Genomic DNA, 18,946 nt, shown 5'->3' on the forward strand with positions numbered 1-18,946 from the left:
AGATGCCGTAGAAATCGCTGCTTTCGATCGAGCACTCCGCGCCTATGGCCGAGATTACAAGCCAGAAGCCTAATCAAACAGGCTCTGAGAATCGACCGACGAAACCGAGCATCCGAGCGCCATTCCACCGTCATCCCCGCGGACGCGGGGATCCAGATTTTCCAATAGGTTCGCTGCGGGAAGGGACTGGATTCCCGCTTTCGCGGGAATGACGGGGAGGAAAGTTGCAGACTTCGGCAAGTCGAGCCGATGTGCAAAAGTTAGCGCCTATACGCGTCCGCGGGGATGACGGTGAAGAGTGGTCGAACCGTTGTTTCGGTCGCTCAACACTTAAGTCAGCGCCCACGCGCTTTTGTGAGGATGGCGGTAGGTTGTTTCCCTGCAATTACTTGCGGATTCGCAAACGCGAGCAGGCCCGAGCCTTCGGATAACAGAAACGAGGGCCTCACCCCTCCGCGAAGCGCTCCGCGATCCCGCACAGCGCGTCCCAGTCAAGATGGGCGGGATCCTCGACCAGATGGTCGGCTTCCTCGAAGACGAGGCCGGGGTGTTGGGGCCAGGCGATGGTCAGCATGCCGGCGGCCTTGGCGGCGCGGGCGCCGGGCGGGCTGTCCTCGATCACCGCGCAGGCCTCCGGCGGCACGCCCAGCCGCAGGGCGGCGGTCAGGTAGGGCTCCGGGTTCGGCTTGCCGTTGGTGACGTCGTCGCGGCTGAGGGCGAACTCGAAATGCGGGATCGCCATGACGCGAAGGTTGGCCTCGACCACCCGGCGGCCGGCGTTGGACACGCAGGCCTGGCGCAGGCCGCGCCGGGCGAAGGCGTCCACCAGCGCGAAGGCGCTGGCGCGCGCCTCGACCTCGGCGATCCGCTCCAGATACATGTCGGTGATGGCGTCGGCCCAGGCCTCGAAGCTCAGCCCCATGGGCTTGACCGCCTGGAGCCGGGCGTAGAGTTCCGGAAAGGCGACGCCGACCGTGGCGGCGTAGCCCTCCGGGCTCAGCTCGACGCCGTGGCGGTTGCACACGGCGATGGTCGCGGCGCGGTGCCAGGGCTCGCTGTCCAGCAGCGTGCCGTCGATGTCCCAGAGGATCGCCTGGAGGGGAGGGCGGGTCACCGCACCACCAGGTCGTCGCGGTGGATCATCTCGTCGCGGCCCTGGTAGCCCAGGATCGCCTCGAACTCGGCGCTCTTGCGGCCCATGATGCGGCGGGCGTCCTCCGACGCGTAGCCGGCGAGGCCGCGCGCGATCTCGCGCCCGTCCGGCGACCGCACCACGACGACGTCGCCGCGGTCGAAGTCGCCGTCCACCGCGCGCACGCCGGCGGGCAGCAGGCTGGCTCCCTTGGCGAGGGCGGTGAGCGCGCCCGCGTCGACCGTCAGGCTGCCGGCGGCGTTGAGATAGCCGCCGATCCAGGCCTTGCGCGCGCTGGACGGCTCCGACGAGGGCAGGAACCAGGTGCAAAGCGCGCCGCCGTCCTCGGGCGTCTTCTCCAGCGCGCTCAGCGGGTTCATGCGCTGTCCCTTGGCGATGATCATGCGGCAGCCGGCCGACAGGGCGACGCGGGCGGCGACGATCTTCGTCACCATGCCGCCGGAGCTGTAGCCGGGCGGCGGCTCGCCGGCCATGCCCTCGATCTCGGCCGTCAGTTCGCGCACCACGGGGATGTGGCGGGCGTCCGGGTCCTTGCGCGGGTCGGCGGTGTAGAGCCCGTCGATGTCCGACAGCAGCACCAGCGTGTCGGCGCTGATCATCTGCGCCACGCGGGCGGCGAGGCGGTCGTTGTCGCCGAAGCGGATCTCCGCCGTCGCGACCGTGTCGTTCTCGTTGATGACGGGAACGGCGCCGAGCTTCAGCAGCGTGTCGATGGTGCTGCGGGCGTTCAGGTGGCGGCGCCGCTCCTCCGTGTCCTCCAGCGTGACCAGCACCTGGGCGACCGTCACGTCGTGGCGGGCCAGCGTTTCCTGGTAGGCGTGGGCGAGGCGGATCTGGCCGGTCGCGGCGGCGGCCTGCTTCTCCTCCAGCCGCAGGGGGCGGCCGACGAGGCCCAGATGCTCGCGCCCCGTCGCCACGGCGCCGGAGGTGACGATCACCACCTCCTGGCCGCGGCGGCGGCAGGCGGCGACGTCGTCGGCCAGAGCGTCGAGCCAGGCGCGGCGGATCTGCCCGGTCTTGCCGTCCACCAGCAAGGCCGAGCCGATCTTCACCACCAGCCGGCGGGCGTCGAGCAGGGTGGGGGAGCGAGCCAGGGAACGGGAGAGGGTGTCAGCCAGCCCGCCGGTGCCCTCAACGCTTGCCGTCATCGTCCGCGTCCTCATCCCCGTCTTCGTCATCCTGGTCGTTCCCGTCCGGGTCTTCCTCGTCGAGGGGCTCGTACTCGCCCAGCTCCTCGTTCCAGCCCTCGAACTCGTCGTCCATCTTCTGGCCGACCGGCGGGCGCGGGATCGAGCGGGTGGCCGGGGCGTGGATGACCTCCGGCTCCTCCGCCTTCGATTCCTTGATCGCCGTCAGCAGCCGGTAGAGCACGGCCTGCACGCCCTGGCCGGTGGCGCCGGACAGCACCATGACCTCCGCTCCCGACGCCTCCTCCAGCGCCGCCTTCTTCTCCTCGATCTCCTCGTCCATCAGGGCATCGGACTTGTTCAGCCCGATGATCTCCCGCTTCTCGGCGAGGTTGCCGCCATAGGCTTGAAGCTCGTGGCGGATCGTGCGGTAGGAGGCGACCACGTCGTCGGCCGTGCCGTCGATCAGGTGCAGCAGGATTCGCGTGCGCTCCACATGGCCGAGAAAGCGGTCGCCCAGGCCGTGGCCCTCGTGCGCGCCCTCGATCAGGCCGGGGATGTCGGCGATCACGAACTCGTCGTCGCCCGCCCGCACCACGCCCAGATTTGGCGCCAGCGTCGTGAAGGGGTAGTCGGCGATCTTCGGCTTGGCGGCGGTGGTCGCGGCCAGGAAGGTGGACTTGCCGGCGTTGGGCAGGCCGAGCAGCCCTGCGTCGGCGATCAGCTTCAGCCGCAGCCAGACCCAGATCTCCTGCCCCGGCCAGCCGGGGTGGAACTTGCGGGGCGCGCGGTTGGTCGGCGTCTTGAAATGGGCGTTGCCGTGGCCGCCGTCGCCGCCGCGCAGGAAGACGATGCGCTGGCCGGGCTCGGTCATGTCGGCCAGCACGGTTTCCTGGTCTTCGTCCAGGATCTGGGTCCCGACCGGGACGCGCAGCACGACGTCGTCGCCGCGCGCGCCGTTGCGGTTGGCGCCCATGCCGTGGTTGCCGCGCTTGGCCTTGAAATGCTGTTTGTAGCGGTAGTCGATCAGCGTGTTGAGGCCACTCACGGCCTCGATCACCACGTCGCCGCCCTTGCCGCCGTCGCCGCCGTCCGGCCCGCCGAACTCGATGAATTTTTCGCGCCGGAAGGCGACGGCGCCGGGGCCGCCGTCACCGCTCTTGAGGAACACCTTGGCCTGATCGAGGAACTTCATGGCTTACCAGAGGGAATGATCGTGGCTTGCCAACTAACAGGGAAACGGGCCGGCAAGGAACGGGAGGGGTGGAGAAACGGGGCTTCGAAACGAAAATCGGGGGACCGGTTGCCCGGACCCCCGATTTCCTGAACGCGTGTACCCTACGGGGCGGGCGAGTTACTCGGCCGCGACCGCCGGGACGCTGTCGTTCGCCGGCTCGATCGCGATGTAGGTGCGACCGGCCGTGCTGTGCTTGAAGGCCACCTTGCCGTCGACCAGCGCGAAGAGCGTGTGGTCGCGGCCGATGCCGACGTTGGCGCCCGGGTGGAACTTCGTGCCGCGCTGACGGACGAGGATGTTGCCCGCGAGGACGGACTGACCGCCGAAGCGCTTCACGCCGAGGCGCTGACCAGCGGAGTCGCGACCGTTGCGCGAGGAGCCGCCTGCCTTTTTATGTGCCATGGGGGTTTACTCCTTAAACTCTGTCGGCGCCGGCTCAGGCCGCGCCGTTGATCCCGGTGATGCGGAGCACCGTCAGGTCCTGACGGTGGCCGTTCTTGCGGCGGTAGTTCTGGCGGCGCTTCTTCTTGAAGACGATGATCTTCGGACCACGGTCCTGCGCGACGACCTCGGCCGACACGGCGGCGCCCGCGACCGTCGGCGTGCCGACGGTGGTGTTCCCGGCGTCGCTGACCATCAGAACGTCGTTCAGCGTGATGGTCGCGCCAGCCTCGCCCTCGAGCTTCTCAACGCGGATCACGTCGCCATTGGCGACCTTGTACTGCTTGCCGCCGGTGCGGATCACTGCAAACATGTCGTCACTGCCTATTCCAAAACACAACAAACGGCGGGCTGCTCGCCCACCGTATGAGGTGCAAGCCCGATCTTGAGAGGGGGGATTTATACGCAGTGCCCTCCCGGAGTCAACAGCGATGGGCGCATAAACCCGGAATCGGGGCGATAAAAAATTCCGCATCTTTCTGAAAAAGGGGGCTTGCGCCGCCTGATCCGTTTTTGTAGGTTCCGCGCCACCCCGCCAGACGGGGTCCGCGGATGGGTGGCAGAGCGGTTGAATGCACCGCACTCGAAATGCGGCATACCCGCAAGGGTATCGGGAGTTCGAATCTCCCCCCATCCGCCAGAATTCAAGGCCAGGGCGTCGAGACCGCAAGGATCTCCGCCCTGGCCTTTTTCGTTTCAACGTCCGTCGTCCATGATCCGATCGGCTCCGCGCCGCGGGTGGGACATTCAGGCCGGTTTTCCCGTTTGACCGATACGGGCAGCGCATCTCACGGCAGGGGAGGTTCCATGCTTTCGGAAGAGCAGCGGCGCAGGGCGCTCGAGAAGAACCTGGAGGTCATCGAGGCCGAGGCGCGCCAGCTCCTCGCCGAAGAGTATGATTACGTGACGCTCACCTACTATGCGGACGAGGAGTCGTTCCACAGGATGAGGCTGAAGGAAGAGAGCGACGATTTCGATTTCCGGCAGCTTGTCACGGTCGAAGGCGCCAAGGTGTTCCTGAGCCACGGCCTGGACGTCCATGTCCAGATCCTGGACGCGGATACCTACTTCGCCTGGCTGGGCGACCGCGAGAACAGCTACGAAGCCCAGCACGAGTATCCGGGCGGCAACCATTTGTCGGGAGCCGAAGCCCTGGCCCTGCTGGGGATCGAGCGTCACTGAACGTCGGGTCGGGAATTGCGGAGCGGGCGCCATGTCCAGCAGGCTTGACATGGCGTGGCACTGACGACGCCCCAAGGCTCTAAGCCGCCCGCTTCCCCTCCACCCGCCGCGCGTCCGCCCAGGTGCGCACGGTCGTCGGGCGGCCGCCGGTGTCGATCAGGCCGCGCTCGTGCAGTTCGTTCGCGTGGCGCAGGAAAAACTGGGCCGTGCTGGGGCGTTCCCAGCGTTCCATCCAGTTCTGTTCCATGAAGGCGAGGATGGCCGGGTGGCCCAGCTCGGCCTCCCACAGCACGCCGAGAAGCGAGGTCTGCTGCTCCTCGTGCATGCAGGCCTCGAAGGCAAGGCGCTTGTCGCGCCGGGCTTCGGCGAGGCTCGTGGTTTCCGGGCCGGGGCCGAGGCCGTAGTCGATCAGGGTCCGGCGCTCGGGTGCCGCGAGCAGCCAGTGGCAGACCTCGTGGACGATGACGGTGGCCTCAACGTCGGTGCGGATCACCTTGCCGTCCCACATGAAGGATTTGCTGGGCGGCTCGTCCAGCGTGCCGATCCCGTGGGCGTGGGCGAGGGCCACGCCGTCGGCGCGCTGCTCGGGCGTGTCCACCCCGCCGGTCACGGGCCAGGTCGCGGCGATGCGGCGCAGGGCGGCGAGCGCCACCGGCTCGCCGGCGAGGTTCGCCTCCATGGCGGAGAGGGCCTGCGGGATGACCTCGGCGGGGAGGGGGGTGAGGATCATGGTGCCTTGCGCGGTCTGGCGGAGATGGGCCGTGGAACGGCTGCTCGGGCCTTATTTGCCCAAGCCCCCCGTCCCACGCAAGGCTCCTGTCGCCGGGCTGCTCCGAATCGCGCCCATCAGGCCGCGCGCCCATCACGCGGCACGCATGTCCGTCAGGAAGCGGGAGACGAAGCCGCGCAGCTCCTCGGCCTCCCGCGACATGCCCTGGGCGGCGCCCAGCACCTCGCGCGAGGATTCGCCCGTGGCGACGGCGGCCTCGGTGACGCCGGCGATGTTGCTGTCGACCTCCCCGGCGCCGCGCGCGGCCTCCCGCACGTTGCGGCTGATCTCGCGGGTGGCCGCACCCTGCTCCTCGACCGCCGTGGCGATGGTGGTGGAGATGCCGCTGATCTCGCCGATCACCCGGCCGATCTCGGCGATGGCGGAGGCGGCCTCGCCGCTGACCCGCTGGATGGCGGTGATCTGGGCGCCGATCTCCTCGGTGGCCTTGGCGGTCTGGTTGGCGAGGCTCTTCACCTCGCTCGCCACGACGGCGAAGCCCTTGCCGGCCTCGCCCGCGCGGGCCGCCTCGATGGTGGCGTTCAACGCCAGCAGGTTCGTCTGTGTCGCGATCTCGTTGATGAGCTGCACCACCTCGCCGATGCGCTGGGCGGCGTCCACGAGGCCGCGCACCGTGGTGTCGGTCCGGCCGGCGGTCTCCACGGCCTCCCCGGCGATGCGGGTGGACTGGGCGACCTGCCGGCCGATCTCGACGATGGAGTTGGACAGCTCGCCCGCCGCGGCGGCGACCGTCTCCACGTTGCCCGATGCCTCGCTGGAAGCGCCGGCGACCGCACCCGCCTGCTGGATGGTCTGCTCGGCGGTGGCCGACATGCCCTGGGCCGTGGCCTGGAGCTGGGTGGCGGCGGCCGACACGCGGCCCAGCGCCTCGATCGCGCGGCGGTCGAACTCGCGGGTCAGCTCCTCCAGACGGGCGGCGCGGCGGGCGGCGGCCTCATGCTCGGCGGCCTGCTCGGCGGCCAGCGCGTCGGCGCGGATCAGCCCGTCCTTGAAGACCTGCACGGCCTTGGCCATGCCGCCGACCTCGTCGCCGCGCTCCAGCCCCGGCACCGCGACCGTCCGGTCGCCGCCGGCCAGCGCCGTCATGGCCCGCGTCATGGACACGATGGGCCGCGACACGCCGCGCCCGATCAGCAGCGCCGTGACCAGCCCCAGCGCGATGGCGACGGCGGCGGCAAGGGTGCCCGTGTTGCGGGCCTGGTCCACGTCGGCGCTGGCGGTGATGCCCAGCGCCATCTGCGCTTCCAGGCTGCCCGACGACAGCGTCCTCAGCTCGGCCGACAGGGCGGCACCCACCGGGTCCATGGCGGTCCTCACCACCTCGTCCCGCTCGGCCGTGGCCCTCGCCGCGGCGTCGAACTTCTCGGCGTAGAAGCGCTGCATCGCCAGGAAGGGGCGCGCGGACTTCCAGCGCTCCAGGTTGGTCAGCCGCGCCAGCATGGCGTTTCCGTGCTCGCGCGCGCCCTTCAGCGCCTCGCGCGCCGGTTCGACCGCCTCCGCCTTGCCGGAATCCAGGTACAGGGTCGTGTAAATGCGGCCGGTGAGGAGCTGGCGGGAGGCCATGCCGGCGAGATAGGCCGCCTCGGCGTCGCCGTCCTTGTGGGCGCTCTCCATGATGCCGCCGAGGATTTCCTCCATCTTCGGGCCGGTCTCCGCCATCTCCGCCTGGTTGGCGGCGCGTTCGGCCTGGAGCGCCACGACCTTGTCGAAGGCGGCGAGGTAGCTTTCCACCTCGCCGGCCATGACTTGGAGCCGTTCCCGGCGGCCCTGGTCCGTGAGGAGGGCGGCGGCCTCGCCGAGGATGGCCTTCACCTCGCCCGCCCGGTCGCGCACCGCCTGGGTGGAGGCCTCGTCGCCGCGCAGCAGGAAGGCCTTGGCGCCGAGCTGCATGTCCAGCAGGGCCGCCTGGATGCGGCCCAGCTCGTTGGTCTGGCCGGCCAGCGCGCGGTAGGTGTTGAAGTCTTCCTTGGCGCCGGTCAGGCCGAGGAAGCCGACGGTGCTGATCAGGACCAGGAAGACCAGGATGCCGGCGCTGCCGGCGGTGATCTTTGTTCCGATCCTCATGCGGTTGAGGGCGATCATGGGCGGTCTCCGGAACGGGGGCGGCGGGCCGTGTCGGACGGCCCCTGTCAGGGAAAGTTCACATTCACTCCGCATGCCACTATGGGAGGACATCCCGGCGCGTGCAGACCGGGGTATGACTTCGCCCTGGCCCATCAACGATTCGGGGCGGCTTGCGGGGCCGATGGTGCCCCCGTGTGCCAGTGGCCACCGATCGCGGGCGGTTGCTCGCGCGCTGGGCAGGGGGCCGGCGGCGAGGGCGTGGATCCCGCCGGAAAGGCGAGCTTCCGGCAAGAATGATGCGCTTAGGCTAACACTTTCGAATGGATAGGATCGCGCCGGAGCGCTCTGGCCGGAGTTTTGCGTCCTCTGCCTCCAAAGCGGGCGCCTGCCTGTTTGGAAGCCTCTTCAGAAAAGGTTCTCGGCAAAACAAGAGCCCCGGCCAGGACGGGGCCGCGCACCGGGCGCGGCCCCCGGAGGTCGCCGGTTACCGGCAGGAAGCACCGTTCTGGACGGTCGCGTCGGCGCTGGAGCCGCCGGTGGGAACATGGCTCGTGTCGCCCGCCGCGACGGTCATGGCGGATTGCGGACCCTTGATGTACTTGGCCGCATAGCCCAGCGCGTCGCCGATGGTGTGTTCCCAGACCGGCCATTCATGGTCGCCGTCCACCACCCGGTATTCCACGCTGCCCGGCTGGATCCGGCGCAGTTCCTGGTACAGAACGGCGGCGTGATAGACGATGTCGAAGCGGTCATGGTCGCCGCTGTTGAGGTAGAGCGGAACGCGCAGGGGCTGCGCCTTGTAGCCCTCGACCAGCGCGGGCCAGTTCAGCCGTTTCCAAAGCTCCGCATCGAACGCACCGTCCTTCTGGAAGGTCGGGTCCTTCACGGCCGAGGAATTCTGCGGCGGCACGGGCTGGTACACCGCGGGGCTGAGCGCCAGACCCACCGCGAACAGCTCCGGCCGGGTGAAGGCGAAGCGGACCGTCGCGAAGCCGCCGGCCGACAGCCCGGCGAAGACACGGCCCTCGCGCTCCTTCGAGACGCGGAAACGCTTTTCCACCTCGGGCAGCAGATCGTCCAGCAGGACCGTCTCCGCCTTGTCGGCGTGGCCGTCCACCCACCACATGGCGCGGTGGCCGGGCATCACCACCACCACCGGCGGAATGCGCTCCTCGGCGATCAGCCGGTCCAGGGTCGGCGCGACCTTGCCCTTGTCCAGCCAGTCGCGTTCGTTGCCGCTCGCCCCGTGCAGCAGATAGACGACCGGGTAGCTGAGGCAGTCGCTCTCGTAACCGCGGGGCAGGTAGACGGTGTAGCGGTAGGGGTCCGCCAAGTGGCTCGAGGTCAGGCTCAACTCCTGAACCGTGCCGCTCCGCGCCGCCGGGAGCGCGGCGCCGGCCCCGCCGGACGGAGTCGCCGGGGTGGCGGCCAGGGAAGGCGACGCCGCAACCAGCGCGGCCGCCGTGCATACGGCTGTAACGAAGGGCGTGAAACGGGCCATCGACCTGCACTCCATCTGCGCGAAAGTATTGCTGATAACCCTAAATAAGGGAGAGTTCATCGGCAACACTTAAGAATGCAGTGCAACACACATCAGCTATTCTATAAAAATTACATAAACATTTATGTGTACGCTCCCTTTTCTGCCGTGGGCTCCGCGGATTTTCCGCGCTCCATCGGTTTCAGCCGCCACCCGCATCCTGGCCTGCTGCTCAGGGGATGGGCAATCGCGGGACGGGGAGGGCCGCATGGGCTCCGTTCACGCGAAGGTTCCAATCGGAGGTTGAAGGAATAATGCCCGCCATGGGTGGTTTTCGCCTGCTGAATGCGGCGTTTTCTTATCCGGTCCCAAGTTCACCCCGGACTTCACCCCAAATTGACCACGGATCAGGCGTTTTGCTCATTTATGAGGAATGTGCTATAACCTTTCACTGATAGCGGCTTTGCCGGAGCCGCTGACCGCCGGCCGGATTTCAAGGCGGCGTTCCTCCGGCGCGGCGACCTGAGCAGACGGCATCCATGTCCATCACCGACAGTCATCATCCGGCCGGCGCGGCCGACGGGCGCTCCTCCTCGCCCGGTTCGGCGCGGCGCCTGCGTTTCTCCGTCGTGATCCCCTGCTTCAACGAGGCGCGGAACCTGGATGCGCTCTTCGAGCGGCTGGTCCCGGTGCTGGACGGCATGGACGTCGCCTGGGAGGTGGTCTGCGTCAACGACGGCAGCCGCGACGACACCATCGACCGGCTGGTCGAGGCGCATGCCCGCGACCCGCGCATCAAGGTGGTGGACCTGTCGCGCAACTTCGGCAAGGAGCTGGCCCTGTCGGCCGGGCTGCGGCATGCGGGCGGCGACGTGGTGGTGCCGATGGACGCCGACCTCCAGCACCCGCCGGAGGTGCTGCCCCGCCTGCTGGCGCTGTGGCGCCAGGGCTTCGACGTGGTCGTGGCGGTGCGCCACGCGCGCGTCGGCCAGAGCGCCGGGCACCGGCTGTTCGCGCGTGCCTTCTACTGGATCTTCGATCACCTGTCGGAGGTGCGGCTGCCGCGCGAGGCCGGCGATTTCCGGCTGATGGACCGCAAGGTCGTCGAGGTGATCAACCGCATGCCCGAGCGCACGCGCTTCATGAAGGGCATCTTCGCCTGGGTCGGCTTCCGCCAGGCGAGCGTCACCTACCAGCAGGGCGAGCGCGCCGAGGGCCAGACGAAGTGGGGCTTCATGAAGCTCCTGCGCCTGTCGCTGGACGGGCTGACCGCCTTCTCCACCTTCCCCTTGCGCGTCTGGAGCCTGGTGGGGATGGCCATCTCCGGCTTCGCCTTCGTCTACATCGTGCTGCGGCTTCTGCGCACGCTGTTCTTCGGCGTCGACGTGCCGGGCTATGAATCGCTGCTGATGACCGTGCTGTTCCTGGGCGGCATCCAGCTCATCACGCTCGGCGTGATCGGCGACTATCTGGGCCGCGTCTTCAACGAGGTGAAGGGCCGCCCGCTCTTCATCGTGCGCGCCACCCACGGGGTGGAGCAGGGGCGCGAGGCGGACGACGCCGCGCTGCGCGGGCTTCCCGCAGCCCTGTCCCGCGACCTCGCCGAGGCCATGGCGGGTGCCGGAGCCGGAGGCGTTCGCCCGTGACGACGACCGCCGACGCCTTTCCGCTGCCCCGGCGCGAGGGCGCGCTGTGGGACGACCTCGCGCGCGCCATGCTGTTCCTGCTGGCGGTGCTGGCGGTGGCGACCTTCCGCGACTACGGCGTCAGCACCGACGAGGGGGTGCAGCACCTCTACGGCAAGCATCTTCTGGCCTTCTACCTGTCAGGCTTCGAGGACTGGTCGGCCTTCTACTTCAAGGACCTCTACCTCTACGGCGGGCTGTTCGACCTCGTCACGGCGGTGCTGGTCCGTGTCTCCCCCTTCGCGGAGTACGAGACGCGCCACCTGCTCTGCTCGCTGATCGGCGTGCTGGGCATCGCGGGATGCTGGCGCATGGCGCGGCTGCTCGGCGGCCCGCGGGCCGGGCTGGCGGCGGCGGTGCTGCTGGCGATCAGCGGCGTCTATTACGGGGCGATGTTCAACAACACCAAGGACGTGCCCTTCGCGGCCGGCATGGTGTGGACGCTCTACTACACCACGCGCATCGTCCTCCAGCTGCCCCGGCCGAAACGCTCCACGGTGCTGAAGTTCGGCCTGACCTTCGGGCTGACGCTGTCGATCCGCGTCGGCGCCGTGCTCGCGGCCTTCTACCTCGCCGCGGCGCTGGCGCTGCATCTGGCGCTGGCCGTCCGGGCGGTGGGGCCGCGCGTGGTATTGCGCGACGCCGGCCGGACGGTCCTGGCCCTTCTTCCGGCGGTGCCCGTCGCCTACGCGGTGATGGCGGTCTTCTGGCCCTGGGCGGTGATGAGCCCGCTGAACCCGCTGGAGGCCCTGCGCGTCGTCTCCCGCTTTCCCATCAGCATCCAGACCCTGTTCATGGGCGAGCTGGTCCCGTCCAACGACCCGCCGGCCCTCTACCTGCCGGTCTATCTCGCCGTGAAGCTGCCGGAGATCCTGCTGGCCGGGGCCGGGATGGCGCTGGCGATGGCGGGGGCGTGGGTGATGCGGGTGGGGCCGCGGCGCTGGCCCGAGGCCTTGCCCTACGCGCCGCTGGTTCTGTCGGCGTTGCTGCCGATCCTGCTCTTCATGCTGATGCGGCCGTCGATCTACAACGGAATCCGCCATTTCCTCTTCCTCGTGCCCTCCATGGCGGTTGCGGCGGGCATCGCCATCGACCGGCTGTGGCAGTGGGCGGAGCGGCGGGGAACGGTGGCGTGCGGAGCGGCCGGCGCGGCGCTGGCCGGGCTGGCCGGCGTCTACGCCCTGCATCTGGTCGCGCTGCACCCCAACCAGTATGTCTATTACAACCGCTTCACCGGCGGGGTGGATGGCGCCGCCGGACGGTACGAGCTGGATTACTGGGGCAACTCCGAGCATGAGGCGCTGCTGGAACTGATCGCCCTGGTCGTCCACGAGAATGGCGGCCGGCCGCCGCAGCGCGAGTACAGCCTGACCGTCTGCGGCAACACGCTGGCGGTGAACTTCTACCTGCCGCCCTGGCTGAAGCTGGTCAACGGGATCGAGCCGGACTGGCGGAACCCCGACTTCTTCATGGCCTTCACCCAGGACAAGGGCTGCCCGCCGCTGATCGACGGGCGCACCATCATTTCGATCGGCGCCGAGGGCACGCCCCTTTCGATCGTGAAGGATCGCCGACCGGTCGGGCCGAACCCCCTGGTGGACTAGCACCCTTCGGGCGGGCGGCGCGTTCGCGGCATCGCCGTCCGCGGCCGTACCGTCCCGCTGCCGCTGTCCCCATTCTCATCCCAGGCTCCGAGGCGGAGGTTGGGGATGAAGGGCGCGGCGGTGGGGTTGTTGTCGTTGGTCGCGCTCTGCCTCTGGCAGCCCGCCGGCGCGGCCGGGCCCGAGACGGCGGCTGGCGGACGTGCCGCCGGGACGCCGCCCGCCCTGGATCGCGCGGAAGGCAGCACCGCCGCGCTGGAATCGACGGTCGCCGGGCTGGCGCGCCGTCGGCTCGCGGAGGCGGGGCCGGGCGGCCTCGTGGTCGGGGCCGTGCGCGGCGGGCGGAGCGTGGTGATCGGGCTGGGCGACAGCGGCCGCCCCGACGGCGGCCCGCCCGACGGCCGGACCCTGTTCCAGATCGCCTCCCTGACCAAGCCCTTCACCGGCACCGTCATGGCGGAGATGATCCGCGAGGGCCAGCTGTCGCCCGCCGACCCGCTGGCCCGGCATCTGCCGGCCGCCCGGCTGTCGCCCGTCGGGCCGGGCGCGCCGATCCGGCTGGTCGATCTCGCGACCCACACGGCCGGGCTGCCGAACGTGCCCGAGACGGAGAACTTCTCCTGGAGCCGGCTGGAGGACCCGCGCAACCCATACAAGGCGTTGAGCCGGGCCGAGCTGTCCAACTGGCTGTCGGGCTACGCGCCGCCGGTGCCGCCGGGGGTGCGTTTCCGCTATTCCAACACCGGAATGGCCGTGCTGGGGGAGGCTCTGGCCGCCAGCGCCGGGGCCAGCTACGAGCAGCTGTTGCGCCGCACGGTGACCGAGCGTTTCGGCATGCGGGACACCACGCTTCGCCTCACCGCCGAGCAGCGCCGCCGCAAGGCGTCGGGTGTCGCGCGCGGCGGGTGGGTTCCCGATTGGGAAACGCCGTCCATGCAGCCCTCCTTCGGCCTCTATTCGACGGTCGAGGACATGCTGCGCTGGCTGCGCGCCAACCTCGGCGACTGCACGGTCCCCGACGCCTGCGCGGAGCCGGTGGCGGCGGCCCTCCGGCTCGCCCAGTCAGTGCAGGTGGATGGGCGGGCGCTGCGCGATCCGGGCGCGCTGGGGCAGGGGGCCATGGCGCTGGGCTGGTTCGTCGCCTGGGCGTCGGACGGCACGCCGATCCTCTGGCACTCCGGCTCGACCGGCGGGTTCAACGCCTACATGGCGCTGTCGCGCGCCCACGGCTGGGCGGCGGTGGCCCTGACCAACAGCGACCCCGAACGGGTCGTTGCCGACAAGCTGGTCGGCGACCTGATCCGCGCCTTCGAGGATGGCATGGAAAACCGCCAGGTCGCCGACGGGCAGGCGGTTCTGCGATAGGCCGGTTTCGCAACAGGCGATCGGCCGACAGGCGGCGTCCCGCCGCAGGCGGTCCTCAGCGGCCCAATGGGCCCTTGTCGATCTGGTCCCATGAGGGCAGCGGCGCACCGCGCCCGACTTCGGGCAGCTCGACGCTCCGCGCGTAGCGGCGGGTATCGTAGGCGAATTTCGCCCAGTCCACCCCGAAGCCATCGAGAAGCTTGCTCAACTTCTTCTGCGCAGCCAGGGATTCCCGCGACACCAGCCCCGCGCCGCGATGGCTGTCGGAATCCGCATCCAGAGCCTTGAAGCGATCGACGTAGATTTCGAAGTGGGCGGCCATCAGGCCGCTCCGCTCGTCGGAATTGCTTTCGCCGTCGTCGGGGTCGTGTTTGGCCCGGGCCGCCGCCGTCGCCTCGCGCAGCCTGTCTCCCGCCGTGTCGCGCTCCGCGATGAGCCGTGGATCGTCGCTCGCATGGGCCGCCACCATGCTGGCCCGGAAGTCGCGGGCGAGCGGGGCCACCTCCCCGCGAAAGGCCGAGTCGAGATCGTTCAGCTCCTTCATCCGTGCGCGCATCGCCTTCTGCTCATCGGATGGGGCCGCCTCCGAGGCGTAGCGTGAGAACTGCGCGTCGGTCGCCTCACCGTGAAGGGCGAGCGCCACCTCGTCCGCGCTCATCAGCCCTTCCTTGACGACCATGTCCAGTTGGCCGCGGACCTTCGGATCGAGGAATCCGAAAAGCTCGGCGGCCTTTCCGGTGAGGGCTTGGCCGAGTTCGCTCACCTCGACCGCGTCCCGCGCCCGGGTCGTCGGCTTCTCGACGGGGGTGAACGCCGCTTCCGGCTTCGGAGAGGATGATGGTCCCGCCACTCCCGCGCCAGCCGCGGAGGCGTCGGTGGTCTTCCAGGGAAAGGTGGCGGCCGTGCCGCCCGACATGAACAGCTGAAGCAGGTTGCTCGCCATGTCCCGGCCCTCCCTTTGCGGATCGTGTCGGCGGCCGGCAAGACTCGGGATGGCCGCATGCAACAAGGTTGCGCGGCGCGTTTAACGAAGCGTTAATGCCATCGCGGCGTCACCCTGCTTCAACCGCCACGACCGGCTCGATGGCGACCGTGAAGTTCACCGAGGCGGCGATGAAGCATTTTTCGTGCGCGTCGTGGTGGATCGCCCGCGCGCGCTCGGGGTCGGACCCCGGCGCCAAGGTCACCTCCGGCCGCAGGGTGACGTGCCGGAACCGTCCGCCGCCGTCCGCCGTCTCCTCCATGACGCCGTCCGCCCGGTCCGTGTAGGCGGTGACGGCCAGGCCGGCGTCGGCGCACAGATGCAGGTACCAGAGCTTGTGGCAGGCGGAGAGGGAGGCGACGAGCAGCTCCTCCGGGTTCCAGCGCGCCGGATCGCCACGGAAGGCGGGGTCAGACGATCCGGGGATCGCGGGCTTGGCGCTTGCGGGCACGGCGATCTCGTGCCGCCGCTCATAGGCGCGGTAGCCGGAGGTTCCGGTGCCGGTGTTGCCGGTCCAGGTGACCGTGACGGCGTAGCGGTGTTCCTTTCCGGCCATGCGCTTCCTCCCATTCGTCCGTGGCTTGCCGTCCCCTCGGAGCCGCGCGTCCGCTCAGTGCAGGAGGCGCGGCTTGCTCTCCTCGCTGCCGCGCGTGACAGAGGCGCGCGGCTCGGCCACCGGGCCGGCCTGATGGTGGGCAAGGCGCCAGGCGCCGTTTTCGCGGACGAAAAGGTTGGCGGCGGCCAGCACGGCGCCACCCAGGACCTCCTCGCACAGCACCAGGGCCGTGTCGGCGTAGAGCGTCACGCGCTCGTTGCGTGCCTGGATCTCCGGCATGGCGGGGCTCTGCATCAGGTCGCCCCAGCTCGCGATCACCGCCTCGCGTCCGAACAGCGCGGCCCAGCCCGGATGGATGCAGGACACGGGCAGCTTCTCCGCCCACAGCGCCTCCATGGCGGGGCGGTCGCGCAGGGCGAAGGCGCGGTAGAAGGCCTGGTGCTGCGCCAGGACGGCGTCTTGGTCGGTCATGGCGTCGGATTCCCGGAAAAACAGGCTGAAACCACGCGCCGGGACGGCGGATTCCCTTCCGGCGCGTGTCTTGCCCGCTTTTAGCCAAGCCCATGCGGCGCGGCAAGCCGGACCCTGCCCCCTCGCGGAAACATCCGTGGGACAGGCCGCACCCCCGCGCCGAGCGTCCTTAAGCGCTGACGTCGAGCAGCTTGGAGGAGCCGGCGGCCGGAGCGGGGGCGGCGGGCGCCGAAGCGGCGGGGGGCTGCACCAGGGCGCCCAGGTCCAGCGTCAGGTGCATGATTCCGTTCTTGTCGGTCTTTTGCGGCGTCAGCGCCGCGGCCCCGCCGGCTCCGCCCGCGGTCCCGCCGCCGGACGCCATGCCGTTCAGCTTTTCCAGGATGCCGGCGATCTCCTCGTCGCTGAAGCCGCCGCCCCGCACGATGATGCCCGTCGCCTTGGCGTTCACCTGGGTAGTCGTCTGCGACATGCCGAAGGCGAAGTCGCCGCCCTGGCCGAAGGAGGCCTGAAGGCTCTGCTCCTCCTTGCGGAAGTCCAGCGTGGATTTGGCGAAGGAAATGGACAGGGTGCGGTCGCCGTCCTCGATCTTCAGCTCGATGCCGCGCGATTCGATGGACCACATGGAGCGCGCCTGCTGCATGTCCATCGCCATGGAACTGAAGTCCATTTCGGCGAGCTTGGACTTCAGATGGTCGCCGAAGCCGCCGACGGCGTCCTCGACCCGGTCGCTCGGCATGCCGAGCTTGCCGAGCACGTCGCCGAGCGTGCTCTTCAGGGAATCGATGCCCTTGGCGGCGGCCTTCGCCATCTGCAGGGCGGTTTCCATGACCCGCTGCGCCTCCTGGGCGCGCTGGAGTCCGGTGTTGCCGGCGGAGCCGCCATCGACGGCGCTGCCGGCCGCCTCGCCGAAGCCGCCGGGGTTCTTGCCGGTCATGCGGTCGAGAAGCTTCTCCATCGAATCGCTGATGGAGTAGGCGCCGCCGCCCTTCTTCTCATCCTTGCCGGCCACGGCGGCGGAAGAGCCGCCGCTGGTGGAGGAGGAGGGCGCCGCGGCCGGGGCGGCGGGCGCCTTCGGGGATGCGGCGGGCGCCGTTTTCGGGGCGCTGGTCAGCACCTTCGCCCCGGACACTTCCGAGTACAACATCCCGTCCTCCTCGCGCGCGGGTCAATTGGAGTGGGAAGTATTGCTACCGGTGGGTTTACCAAAGGTTAACCGCTTCCTAATGAGGGCCCGCGCGACAAGTGGAAGCGGTGTCCTCCCGTCCTGTTGACTTGGTCCCCTTTCCGGCCTTCCCATGCCCAATCCCGCAAGAGCACCGGCAGGCCCATGACCGACCGCTTCTCCATCGCGCTGGCCCAGATCAACCCGGTTCCGGGGGACGTCGCGGGCAACATCGCCCTGATCCGCGCCGCCTGGACCCGGGCCGCCGAAGGGGGCGCCGGGCTGCTGGTCTGCCCCGCCTCGGCGATGACCGGCGTTCCGCTTGCGGACCCGGCGCTCTGGCCCTTCGGCCTGGAGGAGGTGGAGGCGGCGGTGGAGGCGCTGGCGGCCGGAACGGCTGGGGGTCCGGCCCTGCTGGTGGGGGCGCCCTGGCGGCGGGAGGGCAGGCTGCACGACGCCGCCCTGCTCCTCGACGGCGGGCGGGTGGCGGCGGCGCGCTTCCGGGTGGGGGTGTCTGGGGCCGAGCCTTTCGCCGCCGGCCCGGTTTCCGGTCCGATGAGCCTGCGGGGTCTGCGCGTCGGCGTGGCGGTGGGAGGGGACCTGGATCGCGCCGACGTCATCGAAACCCTGGCCGAGACCGGGGCGGAGATCCTCATCGTTCCCGGTGACAGCCCTTTCACGGCCGGTGGTCCGGACCGGCGTCTCCAGGCCGCCGTCCGGCGCGTCACCGAGACCGGCCTTCCGCTGGTCCATGTCAACGCGGCCGGAGGCCAGGGGGAGCGGGTGTATGACGGCGCGTCCTTCGCGTTGCGGGCGGACCGGTCGCTGGCGGCCCAGGCCCCCTCCTTCCGGGAGCATCTGGCCTTCACACGGTGGGAGCGCAGGGAGGACGAGTTCTGGACCTGCCTGGACGCCGAAACCCACGCGCCGCCGGAGGGGCCGGAGGCGGTCTGGCGCACCCTGGTGCTGGGCTTGCGCGACCATGTGACGAAGAACGGCTTTTCCGGCGCGCTGATCCATCTCTCCGGCGGACTCGGCCCGGCGCTGGCGGCGGCGGTCGCGGCCGATGCGCTGGGGCCGGAAGGGCTGTGGGGCGTGGCGATGCCCGGCCCCGGCAGCGTGCCGGACGGGCAAGCCGCCGAGACGGCGCGCCTGCTCGGCTGCCGGTTCGACGCCGTCCCGCTCGACCCGGTGGCCGACGCCATTGCGGCGATGCTCTTTCCCCTGGCACCAGGAGGCACGGGCATCGCCGACCTTTCCCGCCTGCGCGGTGCCGCCCTGTCATCCTTAGCCGCTTCATCTTCAGCCGGGCGGCCCGGACCGATGCTGCTGGCGGGCTTCGACGGGACGGATCTGTCGGAGGGAGCCGCCGGGCTCAAGGCGGATCTGTGCGCGGACTACGCGGTGCTGAAGGACATCTCCCGGACCCAGGCGCTCGCCCTGGCGCGCTGGCGCAACGGGGGGCGGCCGGCGGGCCTCCTCGGTCCTGCCGGACCGGCCGTGCCGGTGGCGCTGCTGGCCGGTGGCGCGGGGGCTGGTCCGGAAAGCGGGCCTGCCCCGGCGGAAGCCCGGCACCGTCTGCGCCGGCTGGCGGCGTTGCGGCGTGGGGCGCCTCCCGGCCCCATGATCGCTGGAGACTGATCCAGGGGG

General features: G+C 69.9%; 17 protein-coding genes and 1 tRNA gene. 6 read left to right on the plus strand and 12 right to left on the minus strand.

The genetic code is table 11. The features are described from left to right. Positions 1-445: 445 nt before the first annotated feature. The 5 genes from JUB11_RS26205 to rplU form a co-directional block, all read right to left on the minus strand. On the minus strand, positions 446-1,114 hold the full coding sequence (locus JUB11_RS26205; protein ID WP_207461745.1) for an HAD-IA family hydrolase: 669 nt from the start codon (positions 1,112-1,114) through the stop codon (positions 446-448). Beyond that, on the minus strand, positions 1,111-2,301 hold the full coding sequence (gene proB, locus JUB11_RS26210; RefSeq protein WP_207461746.1) for a glutamate 5-kinase: 1,191 nt from the start codon (positions 2,299-2,301) through the stop codon (positions 1,111-1,113). The genes JUB11_RS26205 and proB overlap by 4 nt, the downstream gene beginning before the upstream one ends. Beyond that, the gene (gene obgE, locus JUB11_RS26215) at positions 2,285-3,475 is read right to left on the minus strand and encodes a GTPase ObgE (RefSeq protein WP_207461747.1); all 1,191 of its coding nucleotides are present in this window, start codon (positions 3,473-3,475) and stop codon (positions 2,285-2,287) included. The genes proB and obgE overlap by 17 nt, the downstream gene beginning before the upstream one ends. A 159-nt stretch (positions 3,476-3,634) precedes the next feature. Then, a complete protein-coding gene (gene rpmA, locus JUB11_RS26220) occupies positions 3,635-3,919 on the minus strand; it encodes a 50S ribosomal protein L27 (RefSeq protein ID WP_207461748.1) in 285 nt (94 codons plus the stop codon). Between the two features lie 34 nt (positions 3,920-3,953). Then, complete coding sequence (gene rplU / locus JUB11_RS26225) at positions 3,954-4,271, minus strand: 50S ribosomal protein L21 (RefSeq protein ID WP_207461749.1); 318 nt, start codon at positions 4,269-4,271, stop codon at positions 3,954-3,956. Positions 4,272-4,508: 237 nt separating this feature from the next. Here rplU and JUB11_RS26230 point away from each other — a divergent pair. After that, positions 4,509-4,598, plus strand: a tRNA-Ser gene (locus tag JUB11_RS26230). 167 nt (positions 4,599-4,765) lie between these two features. Further along, a complete protein-coding gene (locus JUB11_RS26235) occupies positions 4,766-5,140 on the plus strand; it encodes a hypothetical protein (RefSeq protein WP_207461750.1) in 375 nt (124 codons plus the stop codon). A 79-nt stretch (positions 5,141-5,219) separates the two neighbouring features. On the opposite strand, the gene JUB11_RS26240 is transcribed toward JUB11_RS26235, so the two are convergent. The 3 genes from JUB11_RS26240 to JUB11_RS26250 form a co-directional block, all read right to left on the minus strand. Continuing rightward, a complete protein-coding gene (locus tag JUB11_RS26240; protein WP_207461751.1) occupies positions 5,220-5,870 on the minus strand; it encodes a hypothetical protein in 651 nt (216 codons plus the stop codon). A 132-nt stretch (positions 5,871-6,002) separates the two neighbouring features. Then, the gene (locus tag JUB11_RS26245; RefSeq protein ID WP_207461752.1) at positions 6,003-8,012 is read right to left on the minus strand and encodes a methyl-accepting chemotaxis protein; all 2,010 of its coding nucleotides are present in this window, start codon (positions 8,010-8,012) and stop codon (positions 6,003-6,005) included. 466 nt (positions 8,013-8,478) lie between these two features. Then, a complete protein-coding gene (locus JUB11_RS26250; protein ID WP_207461753.1) occupies positions 8,479-9,495 on the minus strand; it encodes an alpha/beta hydrolase-fold protein in 1,017 nt (338 codons plus the stop codon). A gap of 518 nt (positions 9,496-10,013) precedes the next feature. Between JUB11_RS26250 and JUB11_RS26255 the strand changes: the two genes are divergently transcribed. From JUB11_RS26255 to JUB11_RS26265, 3 genes are all read left to right on the plus strand, one after another. After that, positions 10,014-11,120 carry a glycosyltransferase family 2 protein gene (locus tag JUB11_RS26255; RefSeq protein ID WP_207461754.1) on the plus strand — a complete coding sequence of 369 codons (1,107 nt, stop codon included), beginning with the start codon at positions 10,014-10,016 and terminating at the stop codon, positions 11,118-11,120. Next, entirely contained in the window at positions 11,117-12,763 is a 1,647-nt protein-coding gene (locus JUB11_RS26260; protein WP_348771509.1) for a glycosyltransferase family 39 protein, read from the plus strand. Before JUB11_RS26255 ends, JUB11_RS26260 begins: the two co-directional genes overlap by 4 nt. Positions 12,764-12,868: 105 nt before the next feature. Beyond that, complete coding sequence (locus JUB11_RS26265) at positions 12,869-14,125, plus strand: serine hydrolase (protein ID WP_207461755.1); 1,257 nt, start codon at positions 12,869-12,871, stop codon at positions 14,123-14,125. A 55-nt stretch (positions 14,126-14,180) separates the two neighbouring features. On the opposite strand, the gene JUB11_RS26270 is transcribed toward JUB11_RS26265, so the two are convergent. From JUB11_RS26270 to JUB11_RS26285, 4 genes are all read right to left on the minus strand, one after another. Then, positions 14,181-15,068 (minus strand): hypothetical protein, encoded by an 888-nt coding sequence (locus JUB11_RS26270; RefSeq protein WP_207461756.1) that lies wholly within the window; start codon positions 15,066-15,068, stop codon positions 14,181-14,183. A gap of 109 nt (positions 15,069-15,177) precedes the next feature. Next, on the minus strand, positions 15,178-15,663 hold the full coding sequence (locus tag JUB11_RS26275; protein ID WP_207461757.1) for an OsmC family protein: 486 nt from the start codon (positions 15,661-15,663) through the stop codon (positions 15,178-15,180). A 54-nt stretch (positions 15,664-15,717) separates the two neighbouring features. Beyond that, the gene (locus JUB11_RS26280) at positions 15,718-16,134 is read right to left on the minus strand and encodes a nuclear transport factor 2 family protein (protein ID WP_207461758.1); all 417 of its coding nucleotides are present in this window, start codon (positions 16,132-16,134) and stop codon (positions 15,718-15,720) included. A gap of 169 nt (positions 16,135-16,303) precedes the next feature. Continuing rightward, positions 16,304-17,278 carry a hypothetical protein gene (locus tag JUB11_RS26285; RefSeq protein ID WP_207461759.1) on the minus strand — a complete coding sequence of 325 codons (975 nt, stop codon included), beginning with the start codon at positions 17,276-17,278 and terminating at the stop codon, positions 16,304-16,306. Between the two features lie 183 nt (positions 17,279-17,461). On the opposite strand from JUB11_RS26285, the gene JUB11_RS26290 reads away from it, so the two are divergent. Then, positions 17,462-18,937, plus strand: a complete 1,476-nt coding sequence (locus JUB11_RS26290; RefSeq protein WP_207461760.1) for a nitrilase-related carbon-nitrogen hydrolase — start codon at positions 17,462-17,464, stop codon at positions 18,935-18,937. Positions 18,938-18,946: the final 9 nt, after the last annotated feature.

The organism is Azospirillum sp. SYSU D00513 (assembly GCF_017356015.1).
In the GTDB taxonomy this organism is placed as follows: domain Bacteria; phylum Pseudomonadota; class Alphaproteobacteria; order Azospirillales; family Azospirillaceae; genus Azospirillum.